The following is a 15,718-nucleotide window of genomic DNA, read 5'->3' as shown; positions in this document are numbered from 1 at the left end:
CCCGAGGTCCTCATCCCCTCATCCCCTCATCCCCTCATCCCCTCATCCCCGCCATCCTGCTGTCACGCCGTCCCCTCACGGAGCCGGGTTCACGATCTTGTACTGCCGGCCGTTCGTCCGCGGGTCGGTGTTGTCGGACGTCGAGAACTGGATCGCGCGTGAGCCCCAGTGGCTCCAGCGTCCCAGCCCGTTCTCCATCGTGTTGATGTGCCCGTTGTGCGCCGGGCCCAGCTCCTTGCCGTCTTCGTACAGGATCAGCTTCGAGCGGCCCACCCGATCGTCCGGCGCTCCGTGCTCGAGCGTGTATGTGTACATGAAGCTGTCCTTGCCCTTCCACTTCGAGGGCCCACCGATCTTCTTGGGGTCGAAGATCTCCTCGAACGGCGGCGCCGGCGTATTGACGCGCGCCACCTTCGTCACGACCGTCTCGTCCATGCTCGCCTTCGCGAGCACCTGCGCGACGTACGGATAGGCGTTGAAGCCGCTTAGCTCCAGGCCGTAGATGTTGTTCACGCCCCACTTGCCGATGGCCAGGTCGGGCAACTGCTCGAAGGGCATCGTCCGCAGCGTGGTCAGGAAGTCCGGCGGCACTTCCTCCTTCAGCGGCAGGCGCAGCCGCTGCAGCAGCGCCGCCAACACTTCCGTGTCCTTGGGGTCGCCACTGATGTCGCAGGCCAGCGCGACCAGCAGCAGCGGCAGGTAGCTGCCCGCATCCTCCCACGAGCTCATGTAGGCGTCGCGGTTGGCCGTGAGGGTGTTGAGGATCGCTTCGCGCAGGTTCGCCGCATCGGCCGGCGGGACGGCGCTCAGGTAGTACATGAGCCCGGCGCTGGTGTTCAGGACCATGCGGAAGTGCCCGGTGGTGGCGAAGGCCCACTTGGGCGAGGCCGGGTGGGCGAGTTCCTGGGCGAGCAACTCGTCGGCGCGCTGCTTCCAGTGCTCCTCGCCGCTGATCTCCCAGAACCGAATCATGCCTCCGAAGGTGTCCTCGTCCTCGGTCTGGTAGCCCGTGTCATGGTACTGCGCGGTCTCGCGGGCGACATCGAGCGCCCGCTCGTTGCCGGTCAGCAGGTAGTAGTCAATGATCCCGTGGGTGGCGGTGCCGTAGCCCCGGCAGCCGTTGCCCCAGTGCTGCTGGTCATGGCGGTGGCCGCCGCCGACGTAACGCGGTTCCTCCGCGCAGTAGTGGCAGGTATCCACATCCATCGAGTGCCGGGCCATGTTGGCGGCGGTGCGGAAGGTGTCGTAGTCCCCGGTGCGCAGAGCCTGCACGAACAGCCCGTTGGTGAGGCCCCCGTCGTCATTCAGCCAGCCCACGTAGCCCCGGCTGCACCAGCCCTTCGGCTGGATGTAGCCGTAATGGCTGGGGGTGTTGTAGCCGTGGAAGAGCGTGTCACCGTAGTCAATCATCCCGTCCCAGTGGAACTGCCGCTGGTTACGCTGGAGCCACGCCACGCCGACATCCTGCACGGCTTCCAGGTGCGGGAAGCGCTGGTGATCGGCGGGCGCGAAGTTGCCGAAGGCCCGGGTGTCCGCGAGGTACTGCGGGTCACACTGCAGGAGCAGCGGGTTGTCAAGGGACGCCCCCAGCGCGGCGGCGGTGTCGTCCGCGGGGCCGCCGAACCGGAGCGCGATCTCATGGGTGACGCCCACCCCCTCGCCGCCGAACTCCCATAGGCTCAGATCGTAGTGGTACGTGTTCTCGACCTCGTCATAGCGGCGGCGGAAGTCGAGCACCTTGCCGCCCTGGTCCGGCCACAGGTAGACGCCGGCCCCGCCGCGCTCCAGCTTGAGCTGCTTGGGGTGCATCTGCCAGAAGTTGCGCACGGCCAACTCGAGGCTCCCTGCCTTGTCGGCCAGCCGCGCCCAGCCAGCCGCTTCCTTCCCCTCGGCGAGTTGCTTGCCGTCTTGCGTGACCGTGTACGTCACGGTCTTGTCCTGGTCGTACGGCGCCATGTGGTAGATCTTCTCGGGGCCGATGGTCGTGAGGCTCACGGCGCTCTTATCCGGCAGCGCCCCCTCATGGCGCGTCTGGCCGCCGAGCGCCCATGTCGCGCCGCCGTCGGCCGCGCGTGGGAAGCGCAGCCACAGCGCGCGGATGAAGTCCTCCTTGGGCTTGCCGGCGTAGATGAAGGTGGGGCAGAGGGTCAGCTCGGCTTTCCCGGCGCAGGCATGGGCGCGGATGACGTACTGGATGAGCTTGCGGCCGCCGTCGTTGGTGAGCCAGCCGCTGATCTTGACGACGGCGCGGAGGGGATTGGCATTCTCGACGGCCACCTGGTAGTCCGCGTCCGCCCGGGCGGTGAAGGCCTCACGCGCGCCGCTGGCGGCGTCGCGCAGCCAGTTCTCTTCATTGGGCGGCCCCGGGGGCGTGTGCTCGACCTCGCACACGAACTGCGCCGGGCCGCCGGTGGCCTGCTTCTCAGCCTTGCCGTCCCCGTTGCGGTCGAGCCAGACGGCCGAGGGGCAGCCGAAGGCCTTGCGGGAGAAGACGAACCGGGCCGGGCCGGTGTCCACGACGACCTGGTCGGGCCGCTCCTCGAGCTTCACGCCGCGCGGGCCGGTCGTGTCGCGTGGGCCGGGACTTCCAGGACCGGCCGCTGGCGCGTCCGGGACGTCCGCGCCCACGCGAAGCCTCAGCTTCCTCTCCTCACCCGCCCCCAGACTCACCTGCGTGTCCACCAACAGCCACTTGATGCTGCCGTCATACCACCGCGCGAGGGGCCGCGCCGAGCAGGGGAGGGGCTTTCCCTGCGCATCGAGCAGCCGCGCCTGGGGCTCCTTCAGCTCCCCTAGGGCAAAGGGCACGCCGCCGCGCACGGGCTGTCCGGTCAGCGCGACTCCCGTATGGTTGCGCACCGTCAGCGTGACTTCGCGGGCTAACGCCGGCAGACACAGCAGCAACACGGGCAGAACAGCGATGAAGTTCCGCATGACTCGCCTCCTGCAGAGCCCATGGATCATCTGCGGCCTCGGGCAGCTCATAGCCCGCCCTACGCCTTGGCGAACATCCGCGCGATCAGCCCACCGATCAGCCCGAACCCGCCGATCATCCGCAGGCCGACGATGATGATGAAGAGGCCGAACAGCTTCTTGAGGACGTCTACCTTCAGCACCAGCGCCAACGGCGCGCCCATCCACGTGCTGCCGATCACAGCCCCGACTGACAGAATGGCAACATACTTCCAGTTCACATAGCCCAGCGCCTGCTCCATGCCCATCAACGGGAACACCCGTAGGGGTACCGCCAGCGCGATGAAGGCGAGTACCAGGCACCAGATGACCATCGGGAGCCCGAACCGCAGGTCGGTCTGCTGGCCGCCGAAGTGGTAGCTGAGCGCGCCGGCGATGGTCATCGGCACCATCATGGCCAGCGCGGTGCCCTGGGCGACCTTCTGGGCCTCGGGGACCGTCTTCTCCCACAGGGCGCTGAGGATTGGCACCATGATGATGCCACTGCCGATGCCGAGCAGACTCGACATCAGCCCGCCCAGCACCCCGAACAGGACCACAAGCGCCGCGAAGCCAACCGTCACTTTCATCCCATCATCTCCTACGCATTCCGCCCCAAAGATGCTATTCTTATAGCCCTTGGAGGCTGGGCAGGGCAAGGACGGCAACGGCGGGAACAGTGAGACGGGAACGGTGAGGCGGGCACGTGTCCCCCTCGGTGGTAGTGCGGGCTTCCAGCCCGCCCCGAGGCCCGGCTCTACCTCGGGCGGGCTGGAAGCCCGCACTACAGCCCGGCTGAGGTTGGCGGCAGGTGCGCTCCTCCCTTCGCACATGCCTTGCCCCCAGGCCCCACCTGAGGCCGACTCAACTCTGACGAAACGTGGTGACACTGACTCGTGGACTGTCTTCCCCGCATCGCTCTGGACCGCATTGAGACCATCATCGCCGACCGCCTGGCCAACTGGCCCCCGCAATGGGAGGGCTTCCACTGGCCCGGCTACACCCACGAACACACCTACCGCGTGCGCAGTCTGGCGCTGGCGCTAGGGGAGCGAGAGGGCGCCGACCCGGCCATCGTCGAGCCGGCGGCCCTGCTGCACGACATCTGCAAGGCCGAGGGGCGAGAGCACGCGCGCCTCGGCGCCGAGGAGAGTGACGGGATCCTGCACGAGCTGGGGGTGCACGACGGCCTGCGCGCGCCCATCGTGGCAGCCATCGCGCTGCACTCGGGCGACAACACCCCGGATCACCCCATCGAGAACCGTGTCCTGGGCGATGCCGACCTGATTGACGCCAACTTCGGCTACGTCGCTACGTGGCGCTTCATCACGATCCGTGCGGGCCGCGAGATGCCGTTCGCCGAGACGATCAGCGGCATGGTCGAGTGGCTGCCGAAGAAGGACGAGCTGCAGGCGCTGCTGCTGACCGACGCCGGCCGGGCCTGTGCCGCCGAGCGCTCGCGGGCCATGCACGCCTTCTGTGACGACATTGCCGCGGCCTTCGACGGCCAGTCGGGTGGCGCGGCTCTGCAGAGCCTTGCGCTGCGTGAGATGGTCGAGCACATCGCCGCCGACTGCGCCCGCGCCAGCCTCACGACCCAACTGCCGGCCCTGCGGCAGTTGGCGGGAGACGATGCCCTCGCGCAGGGCGCCTGTGACCGGCTCGATGACGAAGTCGCCGGACGCCGCTAGCCCGTGGCGCCGCGCCTGCCTCGCACACTCGGGAGCTGACGATGCAGATCATGGAGCCCACCAGCCGCATAGCCGCGCTCCGCGAGCAGACCCTCGCGAGCCCGATGATGGCGGAGCTGCCGCAGAACACCTGGGGCCCGCGCCGGGAGCTGCTACTGTGGGAGGGGTGGGCGGCCTCGGCGGGTCAGCCGACCACGCGGCTGCGCCGCTGCGCCAGCCGCGCCTACCGCATGGACCACAATGCGGTCGTCATCAACGACCTCGAACTGATCGTCGGCGCCCCCGACAACTCCGCGCTGACCGAGAGCGAGCAGGCCCGGATGGCGAAGATGGGGGAGATGGCCGGCTGCATCCCCCCGGTCCGCGGCATCTACGACCACATGGCCATGGACTACGGCAAGCTCATCAGGGTGGGTGTCGAGGGGCTGATCGCCGAGATCGAGCAGCGCCGCGAGGACCTTGACCCCCAGCGGCCTGACAGCACCGCCAAGGACGAGTTCTACTGCGGCTGTCTGATCGAGCTGCAGGCCCTGCTGCGGATGGCCGGGCGGTACGTCGAGCACGCCCGCGCCCTGGCGGAAACGGCGCCGCCCGAGCGCGCCGCTGAACTGCGGGAGATCGCCGACATCCTGGAGAAGGTCCCGGCGCGGCCGGCCGAGACCTTCCGCGAAGCCCTGCAGAGCATCCACTTCTACACCTTCATGCTCTGGGGCGACTACCAGTTGGGGCGTCCGGACCAGTTTCTCCTCGACCTGTATCGCGCCGATGTCGCAGCGGGGCGGCTGACCCCCGAGAGCGCGCTCGAGCTGATAGACTGCTTCTGCCTGCTCTACTCCGTCTGCCACCCGAAGGGCTCCGCGGTCGGCTTCATGGTCGGCGGGCGCGACGCAGAGGGCAGGGCGGTCCACAACGAGTTGACCGCCCTGTTCCTGCAGAGCATCGCGCACACCCGCATGGCCTACCCGAGCATCGGGCTGTGCGTTCACGACGAGACCCCCGACGAACTGCTCGACCTGGCCGTGGAGTTCCTGATCCGGGGCTACTCCCATCCCGCGCTCTTCAACGACACCGCCATCACGTGCGGGCTGATGGCTGTAGGGATGCCGGAGGCCCATGCCCGCAACTATGTACATAGCTCGTGCGTGGAGATCACCGCGTGTGGGCAGTCTGGCTCGTGGGTCTTCAGCCCGGTCATCAACACGCCCGCCGTGCTGCTGGAAGTCATGCGGGACAACCAGGCGTGCGCCGACCTGACGGAACTGATGGCGGCCTTCGGGCAGACCCTGCGGGCCCGGGTGCTGGAGGACATGCGCACCCAGATGCTCTGGCAGTTGGAGCGCTCCCGTAACGGTACCGACAACCTGCTCTCCTCCTGTCTGGTAAGCGACTGCCTCCAGGCCGGCAAAGGCGTAGACGAGGGCGGGGCGACCTACAACTTCATCATGCCGACTTTCCTGGGTCTGGCCAATGTCGTGGACTCCCTGGCGGCCATCGGGACTCTCGTCTTCGACGAGAACGCACTGACCATGGCTGGGTTCCACCAGATCGTCATGGACGACTTCGCGGGCCATGGGGTTCTGCGCGAGAGAATCCTCAACCGCTTCCCGCACTTCGGCAACAATGAGCCGGTAACGGACGGGCTCATGCGGCAGGTCACGGAACTGGCGCGTGCCTCGTGCGAAGGGATCGTCACCTTGCTCGGCGGGAGGGCCATCCCCGGCGCGTACTCGTACCTGGAGCACGTGCGCAAGGGTCAGGAGACCCCGGCGACGCCCGACGGGCGCCGGGCCCATACCGCTCTGGCCGCGGCGTCGTCGCCCGTGCAGGGGTGTGAAATCCACGGCCCGACCGCGGCCATGCTCTCCGCCACCTGCTGGGACCAAGTGCCCTTCATGGGCGGGGTCGCCATCAACCTCATGCTCCAGCCGCTGGGGACCGCTACCCGCGATAGTCTGAGGGCGATCATCAAGACGGTCATGGACCGCGGGGGGCTGCAGCTTCAGGTCAACTGCGTGTCCACCGAGACGCTGCTGGACGCACGCCGGAACCCCCGCGCCCACCGTGACCTGGTGGTGCGCATCGGCGGCTTCAGCGACTTCTTCACCGCCCTGTCGGCGGAGCTACAGGACGAGATAGTGAGGCGGAACAGTCACGTCTAGGCCCGCGGACGATCCCACCGCGCCGGAGGTCTTGCCATGCGCGCCCTGATCCCGCTGTCGCTGCTGCTGACCTGTGCCGCTGTCCTCCAGGCCGCCACGGACATCCCCAGCCTCAACTGGCAGGAGCGGTCGGACTGGATCAACGTGAAGACAGACGTCACGCCGCGCGCGGTCGGCGACGGCGCGGCCGATGACACCGCTGCCCTGCAGGCGGCGCTGGACAGCCCCGCCAACCCCAAGAGCGTCTACCTGCCACCCGGCACGTACCGCCTCACCCAGACCCTCGTCTTCAAAGGGCCCTCGATCGGCAATCTGATCGTGGGCCATGGCCGCGACACACGGCTCGTGTGGGACGGCGCCGAGGGCGGGATCATGTTCCGCAGCAACGGCATCGCCTACAGCCGCTATGAAGGCCTCAGTTGGGACGGGGCGGGGAAGGCGTCGGTGGGCTTCGACCACGCCTCCGACTGCCGCTTCGAGACGGAGATCCGCCACGAGCACGAGGCCTTCCGGCGCTTCCGGGGCTTCGGCTTGCGCGTGGGTAACCAGCAGAAGCTGGCCTCGGCGGAGATCCTGTACCGCAACTGTCTCTTCGAGGACTGCGGCACCGCCCTGGGCTTCCTGACCTTCAACGACTACGACAACACGGTGGACCGCTGCGAGTTTCGCCGCTGCGGGGTCGGCATCAGGGACAACAAGGCGAACTTCTACGCCCGCAACTGCCACTTCGAGCGCAGCAGCACCTGTGACATCATCATCGGCAGCGAGCACGGCAGCTCCGTCCGTCGCTGCACGTCGGTGGGCTCGCGCCGCTTCATCGAGGTCCCCTTCAGCATCGCTCCCCTGACCATTCAGGACTGTCAGGTGCAGGACTGGACCGAGCCCGGCCCGGCGGTCGTGCTCGGGGGCAGCCCCGTGCTGCTGTTCGACTGCGCCTTCTCCCGGGCGGACATGACCACGCCCCCGGTGTCCATCGGCGGCGGCCAAAAGCTCTTCATCGCCGACAACGCCCCGTCCGAGCAGAGCCGCCTCGTGACGGCCCCGGCCTCGGCCACTGTGTACGTCATCCCGCCCGGCCAGCGCCAGGGACAGATCAGGTCCGCCACACAGTCCTTCCTCACCGATCAGGCCGCCACCCCTGGCCGCCTGCTCGACGCGAAGCAGGACTTCGGCGCCAAGGGCGACGGCAAGACGGACGACACTGCGGCCCTGCAGGCGACCATTGACGCCGCGCGGACCGCGGGGCAGGGGGCGCTGGCGTATCTGCCGCTCGGGTCGTACGTCATCACGAAGACGCTGCGCGTGACGGGACGGGACTATGCTGTCGGCGGGGCGGGCTTTCGGTGTACGCTGCTGTGGCGGGGTGCGCCAGGCGAGCCGATGATGACTGTGGACGGCGTGCGCGATGTCACGCTCTCCCGGTTGTCGCTGGGCCACCACGACAACGGCCCCTCGCAGCACGGGGCGGACGTGTTGGTCACGTCGCCGCCCAACGCGCCCTGCCGCCTGGTGCTGGATGAGTTCTTCGGCTACGGCATGTACCAGAAGCAGCCGGACGTGCACGGGCTGCGCTTCGAGAACCTCCCGGCCGGGAGCGTGATCGAGGGAGAGCACGTGCAGGGCAATCTGCGCTTCACGAACTCCGCGCGGGCGACGGTTCTTTTCCGCACTTCGTATGAAGGCACGATCACAGTCGAGGGAACAAGCGAGCCGCGCGATGGCTTCCTCGGCTTCCAGACGCGGCTGGCGACCATCACCCGCCCCACGCTGCACCTCCGCGACAACCACAGCATCGTGATGAGCGACTTCTACAACGAGCAGAGCGACACGCACGTGTTGCTCGAGGGCGCCGAGGGGCAGCCGGCTGGGACTGTGACGCTGCAGGGCCCCAAGATGCACACGCTGACGCAGGAGCCCGCCATGGACATCCGCGACTACGCCGGGCGCGTGTACTTCGGCCAGAACCAGTTCTACATCGAGCCCAAGCAGCCACGCTTCGTGGCCACGGGCACGCGCCCCGTGCAGCTCCTCATCGCCGGGAACTTCTGGTACAACACGCAGCCGAAGTGGGAGTTGGGGCCGCAGGTGGCGCTGACGATGGTGGGCAACCGTGAGGTGCCCGACAGCGGGGTAACACCGGAGGCCCTGCAGGCGCTGGCCTCGGTGCTGGACGATCTGCGACGGCTGGGGGAACTCGACCTGACGCTGTAGGCGCCGCGCCTACGGCTGCCCGGGCTCGTTCGGGTCCGGACGCGGCGCCTCGGGCGACCCGATATACAGGTACCGGTCGAAGAGCTTCTGGTACTCCGTCCAACTGTTCCCCGAAGCCCCGCCCTTGCTGATCTCGTGGACGAAGTACTGCACGTGCGCATCGAGGTTGTCCGCGTAGTGCAGGGCGCAGGCCTCGGCGGTCATCGGCACGATCGGCGCCCCGTACTCCTTCTGCCCGTGGTGGCTGAGCAGCACGTGGTTGAGCCGGTTGTCCAGTTCGGGTGGGAAGTCGGGGATCTGCGCGATCCGCTCGCGTACCCAGCGGTCGGTGATGACGATGTGGCCGACCAGCCGCCCGATGTCCGTGTACTCGATCGTCACCCCGGTGTCGAATTCGGCAAGCTTGCCGATGTCGTGCAGCAGCCCCCCGGCGATGAGCAGGTCGCGGTCGAGTTGCGGGTGCAGCTCGCACACGGTGCTCAGCAGCTTGACCACGCTGACGGTGTGCTCCAGCAGGCCGCCCAGGTGCGCATGATGCTGGCGCTTGGCCCCGGGCGCCTCGGCGAAGGCCTGGACGAAGGCGTCATCCCCGAAGAAGCTCTCCAGCAGTTGTCGCAGGTACGGGTTGCTGACCTGGCCGAGGAACTCGAAGACCTCCGACAGCAGTTCGCCGGTGTCGCGGGCAGCGGCTTCGAGCATGTCGGCCCGGTCGTACTCGCCCGGCTCGGCGGGCGCCACGTCCTCGACGATGATCTGGAGCTTGCCCCGGTACTCGTCCACCCGCCCCTCGACCTTGACCACTGAGCCCGGCTGGCAGACCTCCGCGATCTGCTCGGCCCCATCCCACACCCGGCCGATGACACTGCCCGACCGGTCGCTCAGCAACAGGTCGAGGTAACTACCGCTCTTGTTCTTGAAGGGGATCAAGCTGCGCTGGCTGACCGCGAAGAAGCTGGACACGGTCTGGTTGGGCTGCAGGTCGGCGACCATCTGCTTGGACATGGTGGGGAGACCTCAGGGGGACGTTTGCATCCTGCACAGCAGGGATCGTGCGTACGACACAGGCTAGACGATGCGGCCCAGTTCCTGCCCGTCTGCCGCCACCCGTAGCAGGCCGAAGGCGAGGCCCGCCGCCTCCTCGGCCTGCGCCGGCGCGCGAACGAGCAGTTCCTGCCCGCGCAGGTCCAGGGAGTGCAGCAGGCCCAGGCACACCCCCCGCCGCTGCCGGTCATGGAAGCCTACCAGGAGCCCCTGCAGGTCTGAGAAACTCAGACTCCGCGCCCGTAGCTCGGCCGCCGTCGGCAGGCCGCTGATCGCCTTGCCCTGCAGGCTGATGCGGCGCAGATCCGCGCCGGCGAACTGCTCGGCCCACTTCTCCGTGCGCCACGCGGTGCGCTGCTCGCGGGTCTTCTGCTGCAGGCGCTCGGACTGGGAGAGGCGGTGGATGGTGACGCGATCGTCATTGTGCCAGGCCGCCAGAAGGCGCTTGATCTCGGGGCTATCGCCCAGGACGATGACATGGGCGGGAGCCAGCACCTCGACCTTGGCACACTTGTAGTCGAACCCGCCCCGTCCCCCGATGTAGCCGCTGGTGTCCACGAGCACGACCGTGGCCCCGGCGGCTTCGGCGGCGGTGACGGCCCGGAACGTGGCCGCGAGCGTCGCCACCGGGCAGGTGGCGGCCGTGGTGTCGCCCGCGAAGAAGAACCCGAAGTCATGGGTGCCCGCGAAGCGCCAGCCGACGCAGCCGGGAGGGCCGACCTGCGACTGCCCGGTGTCGGCATCGGCCAAAGCCGGCCGCGCCTCCATCGGCAGCTTGGACATGAGCCACCGGCACAGGGTCGTCTTGCCCGAGTCCGAAGCCCCGACCACCAGCACGCGCCCCCTCGCCGGCAGCCGCTTTGCCAGGTCGAGCCATTCGCGTGAGACATGGATCTGTTCGCGGGCGGTAGTCATGGTCCCTTTCCTCACCCCTCCCTCCAGGGAGGGGTCGGCCCGTAGGGCCGGGGGTAGGTCGCCGTCGCCGTCCCCCCCCTCCGCAACGGGAGGGGGCTCAGACCGCCTCCAGCCCATGCGCCGTGAGGCGGAACTTCACGATCTCATCGCTGCACCACGAGCCGCGATGCTTGAGCACGAAGACGCCACGCTCGACGCGCTCAGCCGACGGCAGGCGGCCCATCAGGATGATCGTCGTGGCATTGGTCGTCAGGTCGTCCTCCATCGTCTGGGCGGCAATCAGTTGGTGCAGCTCGGTCTCCGGGGTCGTCTGCAGGAACACCGTGGCGATCTCGGAAGCGTTGTACGGGTGAGCCATCACCTGATCCCGGACTGCCTGCCATCGCCCCTGGAACAGGTCGCGGGCCACCCAGTCGTGGGGCTTGCGGACGATCTGGTGCAGGATGTACTCGAACAGGTCAACCTGCGCCGACTCCCGGGCCCTGTCAAAGGGCTCGATGCCATCCACGAGCTGCCGCCGTACGCCATGCACGAAGTGGTAGTAGCAGTGGGCCAGCACCTGGCGCAGGCTCTCGTTGACCGTCAGCTTCCAGGCCCGCCACTGCTCGTCATTCATCTCATCGCGCAGCACCCGCTTGCCGACGTAGCCAAACGGGTTCAGGTAGTCCACCGGCTGAAAGCCGTTCCACAGGTGGCTCAGGTCCACCCGGCCCTGGCGCAGCTCCCACCCGAACAGGCGGCGGGCATACTCCGCGTGCTGCTGTGTGTCCCCTCGGGAACCCATGTCGAGAATGAAGCCCCGTTGGCCCTCCTGGGCCAGTCCGGCCTGGCAGAAGCTCAGGCCCAGTTGCGTCTTGCCGACCCCGGTAGCGCCGCGCACTACCGTCAACGTGCCCGGCTGCAAGCCCCCGCCGAGCAGCTCATCAAGAAACGATACTCCGGTCGAATACGGTTCAGGCAACTTCGTCACACTTCCTGTCCTCGCGTCCTGCAGGTCGCCCCGCTCCTCCGAGGCGGCCTGACCAGACACTAAGTTAGCACAGCCTGCGGCGGAAAATCAATGCAGGAACGCAGGAGGCGCAGGCCCAACGGCGAAGTGGCTCTCTCATTCGGTATGGCACCCCCACGCCCGCGGATTGGCACGCGATGTCCCAGGTCAGCCTCGTCACCGCCCCCTCAGAGCCCCTTGACGCCCTCGTTGCCGCCGTGGACCGCGCCCTGGCCCTGATCGGCCAGGACCACTGCGTGCGCACCGGCGACCGCGTGCTGCTCAAGCCCAACCTCCACGGCGGGCAGGGCTACACCTCGGCCCGCACGATCGAGGCCCTGTGCCGCTGGTCCCTGGATCAGGGCGCCGCGCAGGTCACCATCGGCGATGGCGCCTACTGGGGCATGACCGACGGCACGGAGTACTTCGAGCAGACGGGCATGGCCGACGTGGCGCGCCGTACCGGGGCCCGCCTCGTGTTCTTCCACTCCGGGCCGTACCGCCTGCTCCAGCCGCACCACGACGCCCTGCCCGAGACCATCGGCGTGTCCGAGCACCTCTACGAGGCCGACGCCGTCATCAACGTTCCGATCCCCAAGACACACTTCAATGCCCTTATCACCATCACCCTGAAGAATCTCAAGGGTTGCCTGCGTCCGGTGGACAAGAAACGGTTCCACGAGATGGACCTGCACGCCGCCCTCGCGGCGATGAACACCGTGATCGCGCCCCTGGTGACCGTCAACGTGCTGGACGGGACGATCGGCTACGAGGGCATGGGACCGGGCAACGCCGATCCGTTCCCGTGGGGCCTGCTGGCGGCCTCGACCGACCCGGTCGCGTTGGACGCCACGGCCTGCCGGCTGATGGGGATTGACCCCGTGCAAGTCCGGGTCGTCCGCGAGAGTGCCCGCCTGGGCGTCGGCGTGGCCGATGAAGCCGCCATCGAGCTGCTGGGAGAGAGCCCCGAGGCCTATCGCCGACGCTTCGTGCGTCCGCATGAGGCGCTGGCGCGAGCCTTCCCGGGTCTGCGCATCCTCAGCGAGAAAGCCTGCAGCGTCTGCATGGAGAGTCTCTTCCAGGGCCTGCAGAGCGCGAAGGAGCAGTGGTGCGAGGGGAAGGCGCTGACAGTGCTGATCGGGGCCGGCCCGGCCTCCGAGGCGGACCTGCTCATCGGGCGCTGTGCGTGCCGCGGCGAGGCGGGGAAGAGGGCGATTCTGGGGTGTCCGCCGCCATCCGGCGAAATATGTGACGCAATTGTGAACGGCATCCGGGAGTGAGTGAGGCCGCGGTCATGTGGGGGTGTGATGAGAGACGTCCGGGTCGGGTACGCAGAGCATCCTATCGGAGTGCAGAAAGAGCCTCGGCACCGTGTCAAGGCCGGGCCAGGTGTCGCCGGCGCGGGCTCAGCCCTGATTCACGTGCGGCTGTGGAGAGCTGTGGATAACCCTGTGGAAACAGGCCCCAGCACGTGGAATATGATAACTCAATAACATATTGGGCGGCCTTAGTACAGGGAATCCCCGCACCGTCGGGCTCTGCTAAGGCTCAAGGCACTGTACGTCTCCTTCACACGGCGGACCGGCCCAGACCCACACTTGACGTGTCGCCGGCTCCATGACCACGGCCGCCAGGCTGGCCCAGGGCGTGTCTTCCTGGACGTGGCGGCAGATGCAGTTCTCCCCACGATGGTCGGACAGAACTTGTGACAAAGATGTGTTCGTGACATCCCATCGCAGCCCCGCCATCAGTTCCGAGCCGCGCTCCTGGCGTGACAGACTGCTCGCCCCTGGAGTGGTCGCCATGCCGCTGGTGGCTTGCGCTTGGTCGAGGTAGTGGTTCGTGTGGCAGATGCGCCCGTCGGTCAGCGACATGACCGCATGGCGCGTGGCCATCGTCTCCAGCCCCACAAACCGATCTGCGGCGTCGGCGAGGTAGTAGTAATGCCCCGACATGCGGCAAGCGTCGGTGATGGCCGCCGCAGCGCGGTCGAGGGTCCGCTGGCGCAGGGCTTCGTGGATTAGCGCCAGGTAGAACACGCCCGGCCTAGCGTCAGTCGGCGTGAGGTTCGTGTTGCCGATGGCGAGGCCGTCCTCATTCATGCCGATGAGCGACAGGCAGCCCGCGGTCGTCAGTGACAGCGTCCGCGGCCCGTCGTCCGGCCGGCGTCGCACGACCACGAGGTAGGGCGCAGCCGAATGGTTCATGTCCCACGTCTGTGCCACCAGCGTGTGCCCATCGGCGGTCAGGGGTGCGCCCGCCGCGATCGAGGTGCAGTTGTGGCTGGCCCCCCGGGCCTTCAGGAGATCGCGGAAGTCCGTCCAGCCGTTGCCGATCACCAACTCGGGCAGCGACAGGCCGGTCGCCTCCGCGATGCCCTGCAGCTCCTGGTACACCGGCGGCGAGTACGCCTCCAGCGCCGGCACGGCGTCAGCGGCTACATCCAGGCACCACTGCAGATCGCGCGCCGGCTGCAGTTCCGCGGCGGTCTGGGCCGCCAACTCCAGCCGCGTCCCGACCATCGCGCGCGCTTCCTCACGCAGCTCCTCCCCGTACTGCCGCCCCATGGCGAGGGGCGTTCCGGCTAACTCAACGGTGCGAAGTGGCATGATGCTGTCCCCTCCTGAGTGTCGCGTGGGCGCGCGTGTCCTCACGCGCGCATCCGTCCGACTGGCCGCGTGAGGACACGCGGCCCCACGCGACTCCCGGTCTAGAGCGGTAGCTGCGTCCCGACCCCTCGGGCCCGGGCCGTCTCGTAGATCAGCTTGGCGGTCACGGCGTCATCAATGCCGATGCCCATGCACATGGACATCGTGCGTTCCCCATCGGTCTGCCGGCCGGGCTTCGTGCCGGCGACGACATCGCCCAGGTCCCACGCCTGAGGCACGCCCTCGAAGTAGCCCTTAGTGCGGTAGTAGTTCATCTGGCCGATGTCATCGGTGACGAGCTTGTCCACGCGCTGGCACAGCTCGCTCTGGAAGGCCACGTTGTAGTCCACCGGAGCGGCCATGGCACCCGGCTTGAGCCACTCGTTCTCGATGTACGGCGTGGGGTTGGGCGGCATGTAGCCGGCGGTGACGACGATGTCGGCGTCGCGCACGGCGGCTTCGGCGCTGGCGACCGGGACGATGTTCAGGCCGGTCTCGACTGGCGCCTCAGCCACACAGCGGGCCAGGACGTCGGGGTTGATGTCGTAGACGCGAGCCTCACGGATGGACGGGTACTGCAGCGCCATGACGCGCAGGTTCGCCCGCCCCTGGACGCCGCAGCCGATGACCGACACGACTCCGACGTGCCGGGGCGCCAGGTACTTCATCGCCACGGCGTTCGCGGCGGCGGTGCGCATCATCGTCAGCCACGCGCAGTCCATGACCGCCAGGGGCACCATTGTGATCGGATCGTTGAAGATGAGCAGGCCGGTGATGGTGGGCAGGCCCTGCTTGTAGTTGTCATCGGCCCCGCCGACCCACTTCATCGCCGCGGCCTTCACGTCCCCGCCAATGTACGCGGGCATGGCGTTCAGGAAGGTCGTCGGGTCATGCGGGTGCAGTGAGGTCTTGGGCGGCATCTCGGTCTGGCCCAGGCCCTTGAGCCGGAACCCCTCCTCGACAACCTCGATGATGGCGGGCAGACCGATGTTGAGGCTCTCGACATCGGCACGACTGAGATAGAGCAGGTTCATGGTGTCTCCTGTATTGTGGCGGCGGCCATTGTAGGGCGGGGGCTCGTACCCCGCCTGTCGTTGCGCAACTGCCGATCTG

11 protein-coding genes are annotated in these 15,718 nt (G+C 67.9%); 4 read left to right on the top strand and 7 right to left on the bottom strand.

Annotated features, from left to right (window positions below; translation table 11 throughout):
* Nucleotides 1–75 precede the first annotated feature (75 nt).
* Nucleotides 76–2,934, bottom strand: coding sequence for a hypothetical protein (locus LLH23_11370; protein ID MCE5239082.1), 2,859 nt, complete (start codon nucleotides 2,932–2,934; stop codon nucleotides 76–78).
* 59 nt (nucleotides 2,935–2,993) lie between these two features.
* The gene (locus LLH23_11365) at nucleotides 2,994–3,542 is read right to left on the bottom strand and encodes a TSUP family transporter (GenBank protein MCE5239081.1); all 549 of its coding nucleotides are present in this window, start codon (nucleotides 3,540–3,542) and stop codon (nucleotides 2,994–2,996) included.
* Between the two features lie 306 nt (nucleotides 3,543–3,848).
* On the opposite strand from LLH23_11365, the gene LLH23_11360 reads away from it, so the two are divergent.
* The 3 genes from LLH23_11360 to LLH23_11350 are packed head-to-tail and all read left to right on the top strand — an operon-like array spanning nucleotide 3,849 to nucleotide 9,013.
* Nucleotides 3,849–4,643: an HD domain-containing protein gene (locus LLH23_11360; GenBank protein MCE5239080.1), complete on the top strand. Its 795-nt coding sequence runs from the start codon at nucleotides 3,849–3,851 to the stop codon at nucleotides 4,641–4,643.
* A gap of 41 nt (nucleotides 4,644–4,684) precedes the next feature.
* Nucleotides 4,685–6,802: a hypothetical protein gene (locus tag LLH23_11355; protein ID MCE5239079.1), complete on the top strand. Its 2,118-nt coding sequence runs from the start codon at nucleotides 4,685–4,687 to the stop codon at nucleotides 6,800–6,802.
* 36 nt (nucleotides 6,803–6,838) lie between these two features.
* Nucleotides 6,839–9,013: a hypothetical protein gene (locus LLH23_11350; GenBank protein ID MCE5239078.1), complete on the top strand. Its 2,175-nt coding sequence runs from the start codon at nucleotides 6,839–6,841 to the stop codon at nucleotides 9,011–9,013.
* Nucleotides 9,014–9,022: 9 nt separating this feature from the next.
* On the opposite strand, the gene LLH23_11345 is transcribed toward LLH23_11350, so the two are convergent.
* From LLH23_11345 to LLH23_11335, 3 genes are all read right to left on the bottom strand, one after another.
* Complete coding sequence (locus LLH23_11345; GenBank protein ID MCE5239077.1) at nucleotides 9,023–10,015, bottom strand: HD domain-containing protein; 993 nt, start codon at nucleotides 10,013–10,015, stop codon at nucleotides 9,023–9,025.
* Between the two features lie 63 nt (nucleotides 10,016–10,078).
* Entirely contained in the window at nucleotides 10,079–10,969 is an 891-nt protein-coding gene (locus LLH23_11340; GenBank protein MCE5239076.1) for a hypothetical protein, read from the bottom strand.
* A gap of 97 nt (nucleotides 10,970–11,066) precedes the next feature.
* On the bottom strand, nucleotides 11,067–11,930 hold the full coding sequence (locus tag LLH23_11335; protein ID MCE5239075.1) for a recombinase RecA: 864 nt from the start codon (nucleotides 11,928–11,930) through the stop codon (nucleotides 11,067–11,069).
* A gap of 185 nt (nucleotides 11,931–12,115) precedes the next feature.
* Between LLH23_11335 and LLH23_11330 the strand changes: the two genes are divergently transcribed.
* On the top strand, nucleotides 12,116–13,237 hold the full coding sequence (locus tag LLH23_11330; protein MCE5239074.1) for a DUF362 domain-containing protein: 1,122 nt from the start codon (nucleotides 12,116–12,118) through the stop codon (nucleotides 13,235–13,237).
* A gap of 261 nt (nucleotides 13,238–13,498) precedes the next feature.
* Here LLH23_11330 and LLH23_11325 read toward each other — a convergent pair whose 3' ends face one another.
* Nucleotides 13,499–14,566 (bottom strand): C45 family peptidase, encoded by a 1,068-nt coding sequence (locus LLH23_11325; protein MCE5239073.1) that lies wholly within the window; start codon nucleotides 14,564–14,566, stop codon nucleotides 13,499–13,501.
* Between the two features lie 101 nt (nucleotides 14,567–14,667).
* Nucleotides 14,668–15,639: an ornithine cyclodeaminase family protein gene (locus LLH23_11320; GenBank protein ID MCE5239072.1), complete on the bottom strand. Its 972-nt coding sequence runs from the start codon at nucleotides 15,637–15,639 to the stop codon at nucleotides 14,668–14,670.
* Between the last annotated feature and the right edge of the window lie 79 nt (nucleotides 15,640–15,718).

It is taken from the genome of bacterium, assembly GCA_021372615.1.
Classification (GTDB): Bacteria; Armatimonadota; Zipacnadia; order Zipacnadales; family UBA11051; genus JAJFUB01.
The sequence above is the reverse complement of the archived record's forward strand: the minus strand, read 5'-3'. Positions and strand labels throughout refer to the sequence as shown.